Origin of the sequence: Aeromonas sp. S16(2024) (assembly GCF_041403065.1) — a bacterium.
Taxonomy (GTDB): domain Bacteria; phylum Pseudomonadota; class Gammaproteobacteria; order Enterobacterales; family Aeromonadaceae; genus Aeromonas.
Window position 1 is genome coordinate 1 of record NZ_JBGLQX010000019.1, and the last position, 18127, is coordinate 18127.

17 protein-coding genes are annotated in these 18127 nt (G+C 62.1%); 10 read left to right on the forward strand and 7 right to left on the reverse strand.

Annotated elements, in window-relative coordinates; genetic code table 11:
• Positions 1–157: 157 nt before the first annotated feature.
• Positions 158–1102, reverse strand: a complete 945-nt coding sequence (locus tag ACB030_RS14620; RefSeq protein WP_371160763.1) for an inorganic triphosphatase — start codon at positions 1100–1102, stop codon at positions 158–160.
• A gap of 169 nt (positions 1103–1271) precedes the next feature.
• Between ACB030_RS14620 and ACB030_RS14625 the strand changes: the two genes are divergently transcribed.
• Both ACB030_RS14625 and ACB030_RS14630 read left to right on the forward strand, forming a co-directional pair.
• Positions 1272–1952: a TIGR00153 family protein gene (locus tag ACB030_RS14625; RefSeq protein ID WP_025328355.1), complete on the forward strand. Its 681-nt coding sequence runs from the start codon at positions 1272–1274 to the stop codon at positions 1950–1952.
• A 25-nt stretch (positions 1953–1977) separates the two neighbouring features.
• Positions 1978–3243, forward strand: coding sequence for an inorganic phosphate transporter (locus ACB030_RS14630; protein ID WP_106885734.1), 1266 nt, complete (start codon positions 1978–1980; stop codon positions 3241–3243).
• A gap of 115 nt (positions 3244–3358) precedes the next feature.
• Here ACB030_RS14630 and ACB030_RS14635 read toward each other — a convergent pair whose 3' ends face one another.
• Positions 3359–4597: a multifunctional CCA addition/repair protein gene (locus tag ACB030_RS14635; protein WP_234566953.1), complete on the reverse strand. Its 1239-nt coding sequence runs from the start codon at positions 4595–4597 to the stop codon at positions 3359–3361.
• Positions 4598–4847: 250 nt separating this feature from the next.
• On the opposite strand from ACB030_RS14635, the gene ACB030_RS14640 reads away from it, so the two are divergent.
• The 5 genes from ACB030_RS14640 to mltC all read left to right on the forward strand — a co-directional run bounded on the left by ACB030_RS14640 (position 4848) and on the right by mltC (position 10011).
• Entirely contained in the window at positions 4848–6491 is a 1644-nt protein-coding gene (locus tag ACB030_RS14640; RefSeq protein ID WP_371160766.1) for an ExeA family protein, read from the forward strand.
• On the forward strand, positions 6491–7183 hold the full coding sequence (gene exeB, locus ACB030_RS14645) for a GspB family T2SS assembly factor variant ExeB (protein ID WP_371160768.1): 693 nt from the start codon (positions 6491–6493) through the stop codon (positions 7181–7183). The genes ACB030_RS14640 and exeB overlap by 1 nt, the downstream gene beginning before the upstream one ends.
• Positions 7184–7388: 205 nt before the next feature.
• On the forward strand, positions 7389–8462 hold the full coding sequence (gene mutY / locus ACB030_RS14650) for an A/G-specific adenine glycosylase (RefSeq protein ID WP_371160770.1): 1074 nt from the start codon (positions 7389–7391) through the stop codon (positions 8460–8462).
• Positions 8459–8731: an oxidative damage protection protein gene (locus tag ACB030_RS14655; RefSeq protein WP_139433930.1), complete on the forward strand. Its 273-nt coding sequence runs from the start codon at positions 8459–8461 to the stop codon at positions 8729–8731. The genes mutY and ACB030_RS14655 overlap by 4 nt, the downstream gene beginning before the upstream one ends.
• Positions 8732–8910: 179 nt before the next feature.
• The gene (mltC, locus tag ACB030_RS14660) at positions 8911–10011 is read left to right on the forward strand and encodes a membrane-bound lytic murein transglycosylase MltC (protein WP_106885730.1); all 1101 of its coding nucleotides are present in this window, start codon (positions 8911–8913) and stop codon (positions 10009–10011) included.
• Between the two features lie 64 nt (positions 10012–10075).
• Here the strand turns inward: mltC and ACB030_RS14665 are convergent, their stop codons facing one another.
• The gene (locus ACB030_RS14665; RefSeq protein WP_371160771.1) at positions 10076–10456 is read right to left on the reverse strand and encodes a YgiW/YdeI family stress tolerance OB fold protein; all 381 of its coding nucleotides are present in this window, start codon (positions 10454–10456) and stop codon (positions 10076–10078) included.
• Between the two features lie 238 nt (positions 10457–10694).
• Between ACB030_RS14665 and ACB030_RS14670 the strand changes: the two genes are divergently transcribed.
• Positions 10695–11702 carry an SGNH/GDSL hydrolase family protein gene (locus ACB030_RS14670; RefSeq protein ID WP_371160772.1) on the forward strand — a complete coding sequence of 336 codons (1008 nt, stop codon included), beginning with the start codon at positions 10695–10697 and terminating at the stop codon, positions 11700–11702.
• Positions 11703–12001: 299 nt separating this feature from the next.
• Positions 12002–13033, forward strand: a complete 1032-nt coding sequence (gene ompA, locus ACB030_RS14675) for a porin OmpA (RefSeq protein WP_371160773.1) — start codon at positions 12002–12004, stop codon at positions 13031–13033.
• Positions 13034–13090: 57 nt separating this feature from the next.
• Here ompA and ACB030_RS14680 read toward each other — a convergent pair whose 3' ends face one another.
• The 3 genes from ACB030_RS14680 to ACB030_RS14690 all read right to left on the reverse strand — a co-directional run bounded on the left by ACB030_RS14680 (position 13091) and on the right by ACB030_RS14690 (position 16671).
• A complete protein-coding gene (locus ACB030_RS14680; RefSeq protein WP_371160774.1) occupies positions 13091–13660 on the reverse strand; it encodes a membrane integrity-associated transporter subunit PqiC in 570 nt (189 codons plus the stop codon).
• 100 nt (positions 13661–13760) lie between these two features.
• Positions 13761–15407, reverse strand: coding sequence for an intermembrane transport protein PqiB (gene pqiB / locus ACB030_RS14685; protein WP_371160775.1), 1647 nt, complete (start codon positions 15405–15407; stop codon positions 13761–13763).
• Positions 15400–16671: a PqiA/YebS family transporter subunit gene (locus ACB030_RS14690; protein ID WP_371160776.1), complete on the reverse strand. Its 1272-nt coding sequence runs from the start codon at positions 16669–16671 to the stop codon at positions 15400–15402. Before ACB030_RS14690 ends, pqiB begins: the two co-directional genes overlap by 8 nt.
• Positions 16672–16994: 323 nt before the next feature.
• Here ACB030_RS14690 and hfq point away from each other — a divergent pair, with 323 nt between their 5' ends.
• The gene (gene hfq, locus ACB030_RS14695) at positions 16995–17354 is read left to right on the forward strand and encodes an RNA chaperone Hfq (protein ID WP_371160777.1); all 360 of its coding nucleotides are present in this window, start codon (positions 16995–16997) and stop codon (positions 17352–17354) included.
• Between the two features lie 135 nt (positions 17355–17489).
• On the opposite strand, the gene ACB030_RS14700 is transcribed toward hfq, so the two are convergent.
• Entirely contained in the window at positions 17490–18080 is a 591-nt protein-coding gene (locus ACB030_RS14700) for an HAD family hydrolase (RefSeq protein WP_371160778.1), read from the reverse strand.
• Positions 18081–18127: the final 47 nt, after the last annotated feature.

The following is an 18127-nucleotide window of genomic DNA, read 5'->3' on the forward strand; positions in this document are numbered from 1 at the left end:
ACCGGAACGCAGGGAGCGAAGTTACCCCCGCTGCGTGAAAGCAAGGCCACAGAGGTACAGTGTAAAAAAGCCAATAAAAACAATGCCAGTCAGGCTTAACTGACTGGCATTGTGAGCCTAGGCTCACCTTTTTTGCATTCAGTGCAAACCTGAACTCTCAAGAATCCAGGTGCAACCAGGCCGCTATGGCCAGTTGCAGGCCCACGAGATCGGCGCCGTGCAGCAGGACCGACAGCCGCTCCTCCCCCGCCCCTGCCAGCAAGCGCTGCTGCGTCCGAAGAGCGGGCAACCAGGCAGGGGCCTGCGCCAGGTTCTCGGCGGCCTCGGCCACCAGGTCACAACCCTGCAGCATCCCTTGCCGCGCCAGCGGCCGCTCCTCATCCCCGCACTCCAGCCAGAGCTGCTCGTGATGTTGCCAGAGCTGCAGGCCGAGCGTGATGCAGGCCTTGCCATCGAGCCCGCCGACATCCGGCAAGGGCTGCGCCGCCAGGGGCTTGCCGAGCCCCGCCAGCCGATAGCCCCGCTGCGCCTTGGATTGTGCCCCCAACCTGAGGCCCCCCAGCTCCGCCAAGCGCGCGGCCAGCCCGAACAGGGCACTCGCCTCGCCGGACTTGAGCTCCAGTTCCAGCTCGTCGATCCCGCTGTGCCCCAGGGCACCGACAATCTCCCCTCGATCCCAGGCCAGCTCTATCTGGGCTCCCTCGAAGGCGATGAGCCAGTGACGGCGCAGGAAGTCGGTGCTGAACTGTGCCACCAGACTGGACTGGATCTCGTTGCGCACGGCCAGACTCGGCCAGATGGCATCAGGAAAGGCGGACAGGGTCGGCAGATCCCCGCTCACCGGGGCATTGTATTCGGGTCTGGCGTGCAGCCCCCCGACCACCTGGCCACGGCATTTAATCGTCTGCTCGGAAAAATGGTCGCTGCGGCGGATCCGCAATCCCATGTCGAGGCGGCGCAAATTCAACTTGGGCGTATCGAAATAGACATTGCCGAGCCGGGCCTGCTCAGAGGAGATAATTTCAAGTGAATTCAGAAAGTTGGAGAGAGATTCTTGAATGTTGCTGGTGACGAAAAACTTTATCTCGATCTCAGTTTGCATAGTCATTCCGGGCAGGCAGGCAACTTTGGGGGGCATGATCCGGGTCGCGAGGATATAATGCCAGCGATAGATAAGGATTAATTCACGGTTTTATTGATGGCACAGTTCGGTTATCCTGCGCCCCTCATAAAATCGTATCGAGTGTTTTTTCACCGACACAGGTTTGGCCATGCCAGTAAATACTATTTTGGGTCTTTTTGCCAAGTCCCCCATCAAGCCGCTGCAGAAGCATATCGTCAAGGTTCACCAGTGCTCCCAGCAGTTGGTCCCCTTCTTCGATGCCGTTGCCGAAGACCGCTGGGAAGATGCCGAGAAAATCCGGCAACAGATCGCCCAGCTGGAAAAAGAAGCGGATATTCTCAAACGCGAAATTCGCCTGAAACTGCCACGCGGCCTGTTTCTGCCGGTCGCCCGTACCGATCTGCTGGAACTGCTGACTCAGCAGGACAAGATTGCCAACCGTGCCAAGGATATTTCCGGCCGCATGCTTGGCCGCAAGATGGAATTCCCCACCGAGATGCGTGCCGATTTCATGGCCTATCTCAAACGTTGTATCGATGCGACCGCCCAAGCCGAAAAAGCCATCGGAGAACTCGATGAGCTGCTCGAAACCGGCTTTAAAGGACGTGAAGTTGAAATGGTTGCCGAGATGATCCATCAGCTGGATCTTATCGAGGACGATACTGACACCATGCAGATCGGGCTGCGCCAACAGCTGCAAGCCGTTGAGCACAAATACAATCCGATCGACGTTATGTTCCTCTACAAGATCCTCGAATGGGTAGGTGACCTGGCTGATCAGGCCGAGCGCGTTGGCGCCCGTCTGGAACTGATGCTGGCTCGTTCGTAATCGACTGACTGGGTAAACACTACTAATGGACATTATCGCAAATTACGGCACCACCCTGGTGCTCGTGGCGGCCTTGTTCGGCTTTTTGATGGCCTGGGGCATAGGTGCGAACGACGTCGCCAACGCCATGGGCACATCGGTCGGCACCAAGTCTCTGACCATACGTCAGGCGATCATCATCGCCATGATCTTCGAGTTCGCTGGTGCCTATCTGGCCGGCGGCGAGGTCACGGCGACCATCCGCAACGGCATCATAGATACCAATGCCTTCACCGATACCCCGGATCTGCTGGTGCTCGGCATGATCGCCTCCCTACTGGCGGCAGGCCTCTGGCTGATCCTGGCCTCCTACTTCGGCTGGCCGGTCTCCACCACGCACTCCATCATAGGGGCCATCGTCGGCTTCGCCGTGGTGAGCGTCGGCCCGGAAGCGGTACAGTGGAGCAAGTTTGGCGGCATAGTCGGCTCCTGGGTGGTCACACCGGCCATCTCGGGCATCATCGCCTACTTCATGTTCATCAGCGTGCAGAAGCTCATCTTCAACACCGACAACCCGCTGGCCAACGCCAAGCGCTATGTCCCCTTCTACATGTTCCTGACCGCGCTGGTCATCTGCCTGGTGACCATCAAGAAGGGGCTGACCCACGTCGGTCTGCACCTGAGCGACGGCGAGGGCATCCTGCTCTCCATCGCCATCTCGGTGACCCTCTCCATCGGCGGCTGGTTCTACATTCGCGGTCAGCAGTACAACCCGCAGGATGACAACAAGATGCACTTCGCCAACGTGGAGAAGGTGTTCGGCATCCTGATGGTGATCACCGCCTGTGCCATGGCCTTCGCCCACGGCTCAAACGACGTGGCCAACGCCATAGGCCCGCTCTCCGCCGTGGTATCCACAGTCGAGAGTGCCGGCCAGATCACCGGCAATTCCCACATCGCCTGGTGGATACTGCCCCTTGGCGGCATAGGCATCGTCATCGGTCTGGCCACCATGGGTGAGAAGGTAATGGCCACCGTCGGCACCGGCATCACCCACCTGACCCCAAGCCGTGGCTTCGCCGCCCAGCTGGCGACCGCCGCCACCGTGGTGATCGCCTCGGGTACGGGTCTGCCCATCTCCACCACCCAGACCCTGGTCGGTGCCGTGATGGGGGTGGGTCTGGCCCGTGGCATCGCCGCCCTGAACCTGGGGGTGCTGCGCAACATAGTGGTCTCCTGGGTCATCACCCTGCCCGCCGGCGCCATCCTGGCCATCGCCATCTTCTACGTGCTGCAGGCCTGCTTCTCCTAAGCCGGTTACAACCTACAGACGGCAAAAAGCCCGAGTCATTGACTCGGGCTTTTTTATGCTTCTGCGTTGCCTCAAACGGTCGATGACGTTTCGCTCATCGACCCTCCTGAGGCGCTTATTCGTCGATAAAGGTCCACTCGTCGCGCACCCGGCTGATGGCATCGAGCCGCCGCTTGGCGAGTTGCTCGCGGATCCCCTCCCCCTTGAAACCCGCCGCCACTATCTCCTTGACCGGCACCGCCTGGGCCGCCGCCAGGGCCTGGGCCACATAGTCCGGCTGGCTGTAGACCTTCTCTTCGAAACCGGTGCGACCGTGGAAGTCGGCGCGGCAGGCATCCAGCAGCTGGGCGAAGCGCTCCGGCCTGCGCCAGGCATCCGCCTTGTCGAACACCTTGAGCAGGGTCGGCGGCTTGAGATCGAAGGCGATGTGAATGTGGGTGTGCAGATCGCTCACCAGCAGGGCCAGGTCGCGGCAGTCGTTCGGCACCCTGAACCGCTCGCAGAAATCCCGGATGAGGGGCAACCCTTTCTGGCCATGACCGTGGTGGCTCGGCCAGAACGCAGGGGGGGTCAGGCCCTTGCCAAAGTCATGGCAGAGGGCGGCGAAGCGGACCGGCAGATCCGGGGAGCGCTGACAGGCCTGATCCAGCACCATCAGGGTGTGGATGCCGGTGTCTATCTCAGGGTGCCACTTGGCGGGGGCTGGCACCCCGAACAGGGCGTCCAGCTCGGGGAAGAGTGCCTTGAGGGCACCGCAGTCGCGCAATACCTCGAAGAAGACCCTGGGGGTTTGCCCCAGCAGCACCTTCTCCAGCTCCTTCCAGACCCGCTCCGGGGTCAGGTGGGCGAGCTCGCCGGCGTCGGTCATCTCCCGCATCAGGGCCAGGGTCTCGGGGGCCACCACGAAGCCCTGCTCATGGAAACGGGCGGCGAAGCGCGCCACCCGCAGGATGCGCAGGGGATCCTCGGCGAAGGCCGGGGAGACGTGGCGCAGCAGCCGCGCCTCCAGATCCCGGAGACCGCCATAGGGATCGTGCAGTTGCCCGCTCTCGTCTTCGGCGATGGCGTTGATGGTGAGATCCCGGCGCAGCAAATCTTGCTCGAGCGTCACCTCGGGGGCGGCGTGACAGACGAAGCCGGTATAGCCCTGCCCCTGCTTGCGCTCGGTGCGCGCCAGGGCATACTCCTGCTGGGTGCTGGGGTGGAGAAACACCGGAAAGTCGCGGCCGACCTGGGTGAACCCCAGGTTCAGCATCTGTTCCACAGTGGCACCGACCACCAGGTGGTCCCTGTCCCCCTGGGGCAATCCCAACAGGCGATCACGGACCGCCCCCCCAACCAGATAAATCTGCACGCGCACTCTCCCTCGATAAACCTGCCTCGATGATACCGCTTTTGGCCACCATAGACGATGCGCCCGCGAGAGGCCCGCCCGCCACCCCGGGAGAAAGCACAGGGACATGGCCTCTTCTTGCCATAATCCGGGCACGATCACCCCAGGCATTTCGGGCACCGGCTATGATGCCCCTCTTATGGTGTCCGGGTCTTTGACATCCCTCTGGGGAGGCTTTAACCTGCCGCCCATAACAATGGAATGGATCCTTATGTACACACAGTTCTTCGGTCTGTCGGAGCCCCCGTTCTCCATCTCGCCCAACCCCAGATACCTCTATATGAGCGAACGTCACGGGGAGGCCCTCGCCCACCTCAACTACGGGTTGCAGGACGGTGGCGGCTTCGTGCTGCTGACGGGGGAAGTGGGCACGGGCAAGACCACAGTCTCCCGCTGCCTGCTCCAGCAGTTGCCCGCCGAGACCGAGATCGCCTACATCCTCAATCCTTCCCTGACCGAGCGGGATCTGCTGGCGGCCATCTGTGACGAGTTCCAGTTGCCCTATGCCCAGGAGGCCAGCCTCAAGCAGCTGTTCGATCTCATTCGCGACCACCTGCTGGCCAATCTGGCGGCGGGCAAGCGCAGCGTGGTGCTGGTGGATGAAGCCCAGCATCTGCTGCCCGGCGTGCTGGAGCAGTTGCGACTGCTCACCAACCTGGAGACGGACGAGAAGAAGCTGCTGCAGGTGGTGCTCATCGGCCAGCCGGAGCTGCAACAGATGCTGCGCCAGCCCCTGCTGCGCCAGTTAGCCCAGCGCATCACGGCCCGCTATCACCTGCTGCCGCTCTCCCGCCAGGATGTGGATGCCTATGTGCGCTTCCGGCTCCAGGTGGCGGGCTGCGTCCAGCCCATCTTCACCCCAAAGGCGATCCAGACCCTGCATCGCCTCTCAGGTGGTATCCCGCGCCTCATCAACCTCATCTGCGATCGCGCCCTGATCGCCGCCTTCGCCCGCGGCAGCCACAAGATAGTGCATGGCGACATCAGTCAGTCGGCCTATGAAGTGAGCGGCATTCGCGACGAGGGCACCTGGCAGTCCGGTCTGCTGGTCGCGCTGGCCGGCGCCCTGCTGGTCGCCACCGGCTGGTGGGGCTGGCAGTGGTTCGGCGTCTTCCCGACCCGCCCCCTGGTCAAGGTGGAAGTGCCGGTCAAGGTGGACGATACCCCTGAGCAGCAGGAGCAGCTGACCCGCGCCATCAATCAGGCGCTGGACCCCGGAGTGGCCATGCAGAATCTCTACAGGGTGTGGGGCTACCAGACCGAGCTGGAGGAGTCGACCTGTGACGACGCTCCCCGCGCCGGGCTGCGCTGCCACGAGGGGGAAGCCACCCTGGCCGAGCTGCAGGCCCTGCAACACCCGGCCCTCATCAGCCTGACCGACGAGACCGGCGGCCTCTATTACGCCACCCTGGTCAGCCTGGGGCCGGACAAGGCGTCCCTGCTCATCGGCAATCAGAGCTGGCAGGTGGACAGACAGTGGCTCACCGACGCCTGGGGGGGCAGCTATACCCTGCTGTGGCGCATGCCCAAGGGCGGGGTGACCCTGATCGGCAGCAATGCCGGTGCGACCCAGGTGCAGTGGCTGGACAATGCGCTGAGCCGCGCCATGCAGCAACCGGATCGCAAGGTGAGCCGCTTCGATGCCACCCTCAAGAACAAGCTGCAACAGTTCCAGCGCGAGCAGGGACTGACCCCGGACGGCATCGCCGGCAGCAATACCCTGCTGCGCCTGAATGTGGTGGCCGGTGAACCCATGCCGAGGCTGGAGGATGAATCCCTGCGTGCCAGCACCCCTGTCGATCTGGATGCCGTGGCGGATGACGCCATGGATCCCCTGGTGGAGGAGGCCTCCTGATGTCTACCCTGCTCAAGGCTCTGCGCCGCGCCGATCAGCCCCAGTTCACGCCCCACATGCCCCTCATGGGCCTGCCCGTGAGCCAGGAAGAGGAACCGAACCGCCGCTGGATCTGGTGGCTGCTGGCCCCCCTTGCCCTGATCATGGGGGCGGCCGCCAACTATGGCTGGCACCTCTATCATCTCAAGCCCATAGAACAGCAGATCGAGGTGAAGGAGGTGGTGACGCCCCCCTTCGTGCGAGTCGAACCCAGACCCATGATCACCCGCCCGCTGCCCCCGCCTTTGCCAGAACCCGTGGTGCAGCCCAAAGCCGTTGCCCCCGCAACGGCGACCGCCAGCAACGGCAACGGCAACGGCACCCAGAGCCTGGCAGAGCGCATCATGATGGCCCTCAACAACACCCCCCTGGTGGAAGAGACGGCGCCCCAGGCCCAGCCCCAGTCCGGTGCCATGCCGATCAGCGCCCTGGATCCCGCGCTGAAACAGCAGGTGCCTCCCCTGACCTATGGCGCCCACAACTTCTCCTCCGACCCGGCCAAACGCGCCGTGGTGCTCAACGGGCGGGAGCTGCACGAGGGCAGCGAGATCGCCTCCGGGGTGCTGCTGGTCGCCATCGCCCAGGATTACATCATCCTGCAGGTCGGCGGTCAGCATGTCAGCCTCAAGGCACTGCAGGACTGGCGCGGCTGAGCGAGCCACAATGGCAAGCCGGGCCTGCGGGCCTGGCCGGCAGTTCAAGAGGGAGCCCGAGAGCTCCCCTTTTTAATCAAAACATGAGAACCCCGTGAGCAATTCAGATAACAGCACTTTCGCCACCCGGGCGTTGTACTGGTATCAGCGCCAAGACTGCTACACGTTGGTCAATTTAGTTTTAAATCAATAGCATGAGAATAATGTGAGCAATTCAGATAACAGCACTTTCGCGACCAGGATCCTGGACTGGTACCAGATCCACGGCCGCAAGACCCTGCCCTGGCAGGAGGACAAGACCCCCTACCGGGTCTGGATCTCCGAGATCATGCTGCAGCAGACCCAGGTCGCCACCGTCATCCCCTACTATCAGCGCTTCATGGCCCGCTTCCCCGATGTGCTGGCGCTGGCCGACGCCCCCATCGACGAGGTGCTGCACCACTGGACCGGGCTCGGTTACTACGCCCGCGCCCGCAACCTGCACAAGGCGGCCCAGCAGATCCGCGATCTGCACGGCGGCCTGTTTCCGGAGCGGCTGGAAGAGGTGATGGCCCTGCCCGGGATAGGTCGCTCCACCGCAGGTGCCGTGCTCTCCCTGTCGCTGGGTCAGCCCCACGCCATTCTGGACGGCAACGTCAAGCGGGTGCTCACCCGCTGGCTGGCGCTGCCGGGCTGGCCAGGCCAGAAGCAGGTGGAGAACGATCTCTGGGAGCTGGCGACCCGCCTCACCCCGAGGCTCGGCGTGGCCCACTACAACCAGGCCATGATGGACATGGGGGCCACCGTCTGCACCCGCAGCAAGCCCGCCTGCGATCGCTGCCCGGTGCAGGCCGATTGCCAGGGGCTGTCGCAGGGCAACCCCACCGCCTACCCCAATAGCAAACCGAAGAAGAGCATTCCGGCCCGCAACGGCATCATGCTGATCATTCGCCACGGCGACCAGCTGCTGCTGGAGAAGCGCCCTCCCCAGGGGATCTGGGGCGGCCTCTACTGCTTCCCCCAGGTGGAGTCCCTGGCCGAGATCGAAGGGCGCCTGCAGGGGCTGGGACTCGATGAGACCGACTACCGGGAGCTCGCTGGATTTCGCCACACTTTCAGTCACTTCCACCTCGATATTCGGCCCTTGCTGATCGAAATGGCGGCCCCGCCGCCCCCCTTGCTCATGGAAGCGGATTCCCGACTCTGGTATAACTTACGCCATCCTGCCGAGGTGGGATTGGCGGCCGCCACGGCCCGCCTGCTCGCCTACCCGGACTTACAACCACAGAGGTCAACATGAGCCGTACCGTATTTTGCCAGCGTCTGAAAAAAGAGGCTCCTGGCCTGGATTTCCAACTCTATCCCGGCGAACTCGGCAAGCGGATCTTCGACAACATCAGCAAGGAAGCCTGGACCGAATGGCAGAAGAAACAGGTGATGCTGATCAACGAGAAGAAGCTGAACATGATGAATCTCGAGCATCGCCAGTTGCTGGAAAAGGAGATGGTGAGCTACCTGTTTGAAGCGGGTGAAGTGGCCATCGACGGTTACACCCCTCCCAGCCAGTAAACCGAGTCGGCAAGCAGGGCGCAGAGTGCCGAAGCCCGGCATCTGCGACCATGTGGCTCCCGGCACGGTGCCAATGAGTTGTCCCCGTGATCCAGAGTGAGTGCCCATCGATGGCTGGCCCTCTTCTGGTTCAAGGCAAATGAGTGACGGGCGGTCCCACCGCCCAGTTTGAGGATCTTATGGGTCGAATTTTTTGGCTGCTGTGCGCCCTGCTGTTTCTCTCTGCCTGCTCCTCTTCTCCCAAACCCGGGGCAGAAGACGAGGATCTGGTCAACGGCAAGGACATCCGCGGCTTCGAACACATGATCAGTGCGCTCTCCCATAACGTGAACGAGATATGGGGACGCGAGGCACTGTTTGCGGGCAAGTTTGACTACGTCAAATACACGGATCAATACAAGAGCCGGGCCCACGTCGACTTCTCCAGCGGCCACATCATGGTGGAGACTGTCTCGGGCATAGATCCCCGCGCCCACCTGCGCCGCGCCATCATAGAGACGCTGCTGACCCCGGACGATCCGGCGGAAGTGGATCTCTATTCGGACAGGGAGATCATGCCCGGTGGCGAGCCCTTCCTCTATGGCCAGGTGCTGGATACCCAGGGTCAGGCCATCCGTTCCGGCTGGCGCGCCGAGCGCTATGCCGACTACCTGCTCGCCAGCGCGATGAAGAAGCGCACCCTCGGCATCCGCACCATCTTCTTCGTCGACATCCCCATGGTGGCCAACCATGAGGACAAGCGCGGTTACAAGTACGCCAGCATCATCCGCGAGGCCTCCCGCAAATACGGCGTCGCCGAGAGCCTGATCTATGCGGTGATCAAGACAGAGAGCAGCTTCAACCCCTATGCGGTCAGCCATGCCAATGCCTATGGTCTGATGCAGGTGATCCCGGCCACCGCCGGACGGGACGTCTATGTGCGGGTCAAGGGCAAGAACGGTCAGCCAACCCGGGAGGATCTGTTCAATCCGGCCTACAACATAGACGTGGGAACTGCCTATCTGCACCTGCTGCAGACCGTCTATCTGGCGGATATCCAGGATCCCCAATCCCGTCGCTATGCGGTGATCTCCGCCTACAACGGCGGTGCGGGCGGGGTGCTCAACACCTTCTCCAGCAACCGCAAGGCGGCCCCTGACATGATCAACCGGCTCTCCCCCGAGGCTGTCTATCAGGTGCTGACCGAGCAGCACCCCAAGGCGGAGGCCCGTCGCTACCTCTACAAGGTCAATCAGGCCGAGAAGGGGTTCAAGCGTACCGTCGCCGTCCGGGCGGGCTGACGGCAGCCACAAAAACAGCAAGGGCGCTTATGTAGCGCCCTTGCTGTCAGCATGGTCTGCAAACTTACTTGGCGATGAAGCCGCCCTTGCTCTGGGGAGCGGCACCTACCTTCTCCAGGTGCTCGACCTCTACCTCTGTCTTGTTCCAGCTGTGGTCAACCTCGCCGCGGATGCGGATCAGATCGTCCGGGCCCACTTCGACGCCGCGCCAGACGTCCCCGTCCACTTCCACTTCCACTTCGCCGCTCTCATCGCGGAAAGTGTAGTTCTCGCCGCCAAGGTGCTTGACCAGCTTGCCTTCCAGGGTCACCCACTGATCATCTGCCACGTCTTTCAACTGCGCGACCGAAACCTTGTTCTGCTCCTGGGGACCGGTATAGGCCGCCATGGCGAAAGAAGAGACGGACATCAGGGCCACCAGGCCGATTACCTTTGCTTTGTTCATTTTCACGCTCCTGTCATTGGGGTATGCAGGCATCTTGCCCGGGCTTGCGTGAAACAAACGTGAAGCCTCCCCCATCCAGGGGAGACCAGTGTGACCGCAATCGATTTAATGCCCATGGCTTGCTGCAAGATTGTATTCGAGTGGATACCGTGCAGCCTGGCAACAGGGGTCCCCAGCCCCTTGCCTTCGAGGAACAGCCCGCAGGCAGCGCCTGCATCCACTCCATGAGAACAGCAAGATGAACAAATGGCTTCTGTGTTTACTGGGACTCTTCGCCCTGACGGCCCATGCCGTCGAGACGCGTCCCCCCTTCTCCCGCATAGTGATGTTCGGCGACAGTCTCTCCGACACCGGCAAAATGTACGGCAAGATGCGCGGTTATCTACCCTCCAGCCCGCCCTACTATCAGGGCCGCTTCTCTAACGGTCCTGTCTGGCTGGAGCGGCTGACCCAGCCGTTCCCGGGGCTGAAAATAGCCAACGAGGCGGAGGGGGGCGCCACCGCGGTGGCCTACAACAAGATCTCCTGGAACCCCAAGTACCAGGTCATCAACAACCTGGACTACGAGATCACCCAGTTCCTGGAGAAGGACAGCTTCAAGGAGGACGACCTGGTGATCCTCTGGGTCGGCGCCAACGACTATCTGGCCTATGGCTGGAATACCGAGCTGGACGCCAAACGGGTGCGCGACGTCATCAGTGACTCGGCCAACCGCATGGTGCTCCATGGGGCAAAACAGATCCTGCTGTTCAACCTGCCGGATCTGGGCCAGAACCCGTCGGCCCGCAGCCAGAAGGTGGTGGAGGCGGCCAGCCATGTCTCCCGCTATCACAACGAGCTGTTGCTGAACCTGGCACGCCAGCTGGCCCCCACCGGCATGGTGAAGCTGTTCGAGATCGACAAGCAGTTCGCCGAGATGCTGCGGGATCCGCAGAACTTCGGCCTGAGCGACACCGAGAACGCCTGCTACGGCGGGGGCTATGTGTGGAAGCCGTTCTCCTCCCGCAGCGCCACCACCGACAGCCAGCTTGCCCCCTTCAATGCGCAGGAACGCCTCGCCATCGCCGGCAACCCCTTGCTGGCCCAGGCCGTTGCCAGCCCTATGGCTCGCCGCAGCGCCAGCGAGCTCGACTGTGAAGGCAAGATGTTCTGGGATCAGGTCCACCCGACCACGGCCGTGCACGCCGCCCTGAGCGAGCGCGCCGCCACCTTCATCGAACGGGAGTACGAGTTCATCCCCCGGTGATGGGCAAGCAGATGCAAGAGGCCGACTTAATGTCGGCCTCTTTGTTGGAGTCAGTTGTTTCCCACAACGAACAAATGAAACTCGTATGACGCTTATCACAGAATTGGGTCATGCCCCCACAGTCATCAGCCGACTCCTCTATGATGCAGATGGTTATCACAATATGTTTGATATCAGTTGCTTGTGGATTTTAAAAAGCGAGCTACTTTTAAGCGAGTTGCGGCTCAAAACAGGCCCAACCCATGAGGCGAGGCGATATCCATTCGACCTCTCCCACAGACAAATTGCAGAGGCTTCATATGAACAAAACACTGATTACCTTGCTGGTTTCAGGCTTGCTTGCGGCCAACGCTCAGGCAGCCGGACAAGACAATACCTGGTATGGCGGTGCCAAACTGGGTTGGTCCAACTTCTACGGCGTCGACGAGAGCAACACCATCACTACCGAAGACAAGGATGACGACGAGGTCGGGGCCGGTGCCTTCGCCGGTTACCAGATCAACCAGAACCTGGGGATCGAGCTCGGTTACGACTACCTTGGCAAGCTCAAATACAACGGCACCCGCAATGGCGCCGTCTTCAACGACGATGTCGAGGCGCAGCTGGCACAGCTGACCCTGAAGCTCGGTTTCCCTGTGGCGGACAATCTGGATCTCTACGGTCGCCTCGGTGGCGGTTACGGCTGGACCAGCAGCGACAAGCTGGACGACGATGGCCGCGCCGTCTTCGTCGGTGCACTCGGCGCCGAATATGCCCTCAATCTGGACTGGGCGGCCCGCCTCGAGTACCAATACAGCACCCCTTACGGCAGTCGTGAAGACACCGGCCTGCGCATGGACAACGGCCTGCTCTCCCTGGCCGCCGTCTATCGCTTCGGCCAGGTCCCGCCGGCCATGCCGGTCGCAGCGCCGGCCCCGGCCCCCGAGCCCGTGGTGGTCGACAAGCAATTCACCCTGAGCTCGGACGTGCTGTTTGACTTCAACAAGGCCACCCTCAAGCCGGAAGCCGGCCAGGCGCTGGATACCCTCTACACCCAGATTGAGGAAGCCAGACCCAAGGATGGCTCGGCCACCGTCATCGGCTATACCGACCGTCTCGGCTCCGACGCCTATAACCAGAAGCTCTCCGAGCAGCGGGCCCAGACGGTCGCCGACTATCTGGTTGGCAAGGGGCTGCCTGCCGGCAAGGTCAACGTGGAAGGGCGTGGCGAGAGCTCTCCTGTCACCGGCGAGAGCTGCACCAGCCAGTCCAAACGCGAGCTGATCGTCTGCCTGGCCCCGGATCGCCGGGTAGAGGTCAAGGTACAAGGGGTATCGGAAGTTCAGCAATAACCCCGGCGTCAGACAACAAAACGGGAGGCCTTGGCCTCCCGTTTTTCATTGTTCCGTTCAGCTGCGGGTGCGCACATCCGCCGCTATCTGATCGAGCAGTTGCTGCCACCCTTGTCCCAGTTCGTCGACCAGGGCGCCATAACCATCGGCCGGCAAGACCCGCTCCTGCTGGAAGGGCACGTCCCGCAGCACCACCCCCTCCTCCGTCAGCAAGCGCCAGCGACCGCTGAGCAGGGCGCGACCATCGTGCCGCCCCTGGAAGCGTTCAACCGAGATGGTCAGCACTGGCCCCTTGCGGGCCCCGTCCTGACGCACCACCCAGCCCGGCAGCCTGCTGGAGAGGCCATTCAGGGTGAGCTGGTTCAACTGAGCATCCAGCGAACCCGCCCAGCGATGGAACTCGGCAAAGTGCAGCTCCCTGCCCTCCAGCTGATAGACCAGACTCATCCGATCCAGCTGGCCAGACAGGGCGACGGGACGCAGCACCAACTGGTGCTGAGGCTGCGCCGTGACGCCGTTCGACTGCGGGATCTCCGCATCCAGCGAGTAGTAGTGCAGTGTCGTCGGGGCGGCGCTGCATCCCGCCAGCAGGCCCAGCAAGGCCAGGGTCATCATCCGTTTTTTCATCATTTTCCTCGCTTGTGCTCGAGATCCTGGGGGAAAGGATGCGATCGAAGATCAACGAACTTGGCCTCTCGATTCAGGGTTGGCAAAGTCAGGGACATCATCATTTTCCTCGCTTGGGCTCAGGATCCTGGGGACGGGAGCGGTCGAAGATCAGCGAACTGGGCTGCTCGTTCAGGGAATGGACCAGGGGTTGCAACTCCCCCATCAGCTGATTGAGAGACTGCACCGACTGACGCAGCTCCTGGTTGGTCTGGGAGCCGGCATCATAGGCCTGCATTGTCTCCTGCAACTGCTTGAGGCTCTGGTTGAGGGACTCGGGCAACTGCTGGGTCGAACGCTGGCCGGTGAACTGTTCCAGATTGGCGCTCACGGTCTTGATGTGCTTGAGTGTCTTGTCCAGGGTCGCCAGGGTGTTGTTGACCTGGGTCAGCGTGGTGGCCATGTCCATGTCGACAAACTTGTCGAGGATGAGGTTCACCTTGCGCTCTATCTGATCCAGCCCGGCCTGCATGGTCGGGAACACCTGATAGCCTGCCAGCTTGACGGGCTTATAGGCGGGGGCATCCGGATAGAAGTTGATATCCACCACCTTGCCACCGGTCAGCAGACTGGAGGTCTTGAGCGTCGCCCGCAACCCCTCCTTGAACTGGCTGCTGAACAGGGCGCGCCACTGCTCCCGCTCCGCATTGGCGTAGCGATGGGAGAGGCGCTGCACCTCGATGCGGGCCAGCACGGGGATCTGCCGGCTCTTGAAGATCTGCCCCCCCTTGTCGTCGATGAGGTAGGGGGCGGAGATGACGGTGCCGACCCGGATGCCGCGATACTGCACCGCAGCCCCGGGGTGCAGGCCACCCACGTTGTCCTCGAACAGGAAGACGTAGTCGATGAACTGATCCAGGCTACCGGCCAGCACACTCGCCTCATCCTGGAACAGGGTGAAGCTGTCCATCTGCTTGACCGGCTCGCCAGGTGTCCAGCCCGGGGGCAGCCCCATGGTGATGCCGCCGTCCAGCAGGCTCTCGAGCGAATCCATCTTCACCTTCATCCCCTCGCTGCTCATGGAGACCTCGAAGCCCGGCGTCAGCCAGAAGCGGGAGTTGCTGCTCACCAGGATGTCGTAAGGGGCATTGATGAAGAGCTGGTACTGCATCTCGCTCTTCTCGGGCAGGAACTTGGCCTCCTCTATCTGGCCTATGGTGAAGCCCTGATAGCTGATGGGGGAACCGATCCCCAGGGCGCGCGCATCGCGGCTGCTGAGGGAGAGCCTCAGCCCCTTGGCGTCCACCGAGGCGAGCGGGGGCTTGTCCAGCATGGCGTATTCACCGCGCGCCTTGCCTTTCTTGCCCGGGGCGAGTTCGATGTAGGCCCCGGAGAGCAGGGTACCCAGACCCGACACCCCTTCCCGCCCGACCCTGGGTTTGACCACCCAGAACTGGCTGTCCTTCTTGAGCATGCCGGCGGCGGCATTGGTCAGACGGGCCTTGAGCACCGCATGGCTGTAGTCCTCGCTGAGCTCCACCGCCTCGATGCGACCCACTTCCACCTCACGGGAGCGGATCACCGTCTTGCCCGCCACTATGCCCTCGGCGGTGGCGACCGTCAGGGTGAAACTGGGGCCTTGTGAATACCAGTGCTGGAACAGCATCCAGGCTCCGATGAACAGCGCCAGCAACGGCACCATCCAGATAGCGGCGGCCGAGCTCATAAAGTCAGAGCCCGGTTTCCACCTCGTCTTACGCTCACTCACGTTCGCGCTCTCCTTGTTGTAAATCCCAGATCAGGCGGGAATCGAAACTCATGGCGGCCACCATGGTGATCAAAACGACCCCGGCAAAAGCAATGGCCGCGGGGCCCGGGTAGATGGTCATCAGATTATCGAGCCGGATGAGGCCAGCCAATATGGCCACCACGAAGACGTCGATCATCGACCAACGCCCCACAAATTCGGTCATGCGATAGAGCTTGAGCTTGCCAAGGGGAGAGCCGACCCGGCCACGCTGCACCATGTAGCAGAGCCACAGCAGCGCCAGTATCTTCACCAGGGGCACCACCACGCTGGCGAAGAAGATCACCGCGGCTATGGGGTAGGAACCCATGGCCCAGAGCAACACCACACCACCCATGATGGTCGAGGGGCTGTCGTCCCCCAGAAAGACGGTGTCCATGATGGGATAGAGGTTGGCAGGAATATAGAGGATCACCGAGGTGATGAGCAGTGCCCAGGTGCGGTTCAGGCCACCCGGCTTGCGCTGGTGCAGACGATCGCCGCAACGCGAGCAGCTGTGGGCATCGCCGTCATTGAGCGCGCCGCAGATGTGGCAGCCCACCAGCCCGCACGCCAGGGCGCTGGCCTCGGGATCCAGCTCCCTCGCCTCGGTCGGGCCGAACAGCCGCTGCCACAGCCACATCCGGTCCAGGGACGAGATCATCTTGATCAGCAGCACCGTGTAGCCCACGAAGGCCCAGAACGAGAGTCCCATCTTGACGTCCGCCATGCCCATCAGCTTGACCAGGGAGATGAGCACACCGATGAGGAAGACATCAACCATCAGCCAGGGCTTGATCCGGCACAGCAGTCGGCCGAGGGAGCGCAGGGCGTTGCTGTGCAGATCCTTGTCGAGCCGCCACAGCACCAGCATGATGGAGCCGATATAGACCAGTGGCAGGCCGATCAGGGTCAGGCTCAGCACGGCCCCCAGAAACAGATAGCCCTGATCCACCAGGGTGGTGATGCACTGCAGGAAGGTCATCTCCTGCCCTACTCCCTTGGCCGAGAACGACATGAAGGTGAAGGCGTTGGAGAGCACGAACATGATGAGCGCCGCAAAGCCGTAGGCGATGGGCCTGCGCTCCTGCTGCGGCAAGTATCGGCTCAAGACGTGACCGCAGCGGGGACAGCTGCTCGCCTCCCCCACGACCAACGCGGTGGCCGGCACCAGCAGGTCACACTCTTCGCACGCGGTCGCGTCATGGGTATAGGTAATTGGGTGTTGGTGTGAAACCGGATGCAAGATAGGACCCCAGCATGAGGCCGCGAACGGCCAGAGGCGCCAATTATTGCAGCCACCGCCGCTAACCACCAGCCCTGTTCATGTACAGAGCCTTAAGGGACGGGAGATAGATGGGCATAACCCATGGCCTGGAAAGGGGGCTTGTGACATAGCCCGACCCGGCATCAAGGGAAGAGGGGTATATTTATCTGCAGATTTGCGCAAGCCACCGCACCGCAGCCCCCGTTCACTGATGCTTTGGCGGCGGGGTGAGAATGACTTTGACAAGCCTGTGACCATTTAGCACAATCAAACGCCACTTTTTTTCCGCGGGACAATAATTTATGACAACTGAATCCCCAAGCTACTCCACCATCGAGCAGGCTTTCTCCCTTGGGAACGGGCAAGATTCTGCCCTCAACTGGTTGCGCAAGAACCGCAGTCAGGTCGCCATCTTCCTGGTGAGCGGCATCAAGCTGGAGGGGACCATCAGTGGCTTCGACCAGTACAGCGTGCTGTTGACCGATGCCCATGGCAATCAGCAACTGGTCTACAAGGCCAAGATCTCCACCATCGCCATGCACTCCGGCCGCCCCCAGGTCAGCATCCAGCGCGCCCGCAAGCCACGGGTCTCCATGGCCCCGCGCGCCCACGGCGGTCCGAGCCGTTATGACGACAATCAGGGCGGTAGCAGCGAGCAGTGATGCTCGCCTCCTCCTGACTCTGAGCTTGCCGCTGCGTCAATCGGTGACGACGCGCATCCCCACTCTCATGTCATGCCTGTCCCGTATGAGAGTGGGTCTTCTCCCCCAGGCGGCCTCGATGGCCAGCCCGTTTGCTCAGTAGGTCAATCCGACCGGCTTCCCCTCCTTGACCATGCACACCTGCATGCCTGCGGCCTCACCGGCCTGCGCCCCTATGCCCGTGTCCTCGAACACCAGACAGCCCTCAGGCTTGACCCCGAGTCGCTGCGCCACCAGCAGGAAGGTATCCGGGTGGGGTTTGTGCAGCTCCACATCGTCGGCGGTCACCACCACGGAGAAGTAGCGATCCAGTCCGGTATTGCGCAGCACCGCCTCGGCATTGATGCGGGGTGACCCCGTGCCTATGCCCATGGGGATGAGGCCGTGATGGCGCCTGACCAGATCCAGCATGGCCGGGAAAGGGGTCGCCTTGTGCAGGTTGGCCACGTAGTGCTCCGTCTTGCAGCGCGTCACCACCAGGGGATCCAGCGCTATCTGCTGCACCTCGGCCACCAGCAAGGCTATCTTGCGACTGGGCATGCCACCCAGCTCATAAAACCAGTCGGCATCGAACTGAAAGCCAAACTCGCGGGCGGTATGCTCCCAGGCGGCCAGGTGCAGGGGCATGGAGTCCACCAGGGTGCCGTCGAGGTCGAAGACCAGGCCTTGAAATCCGGATAGGGTCATGGTGCAGGATCTGTCTGTGAAAAATGGGCCCCCATTCTAGCCAGACC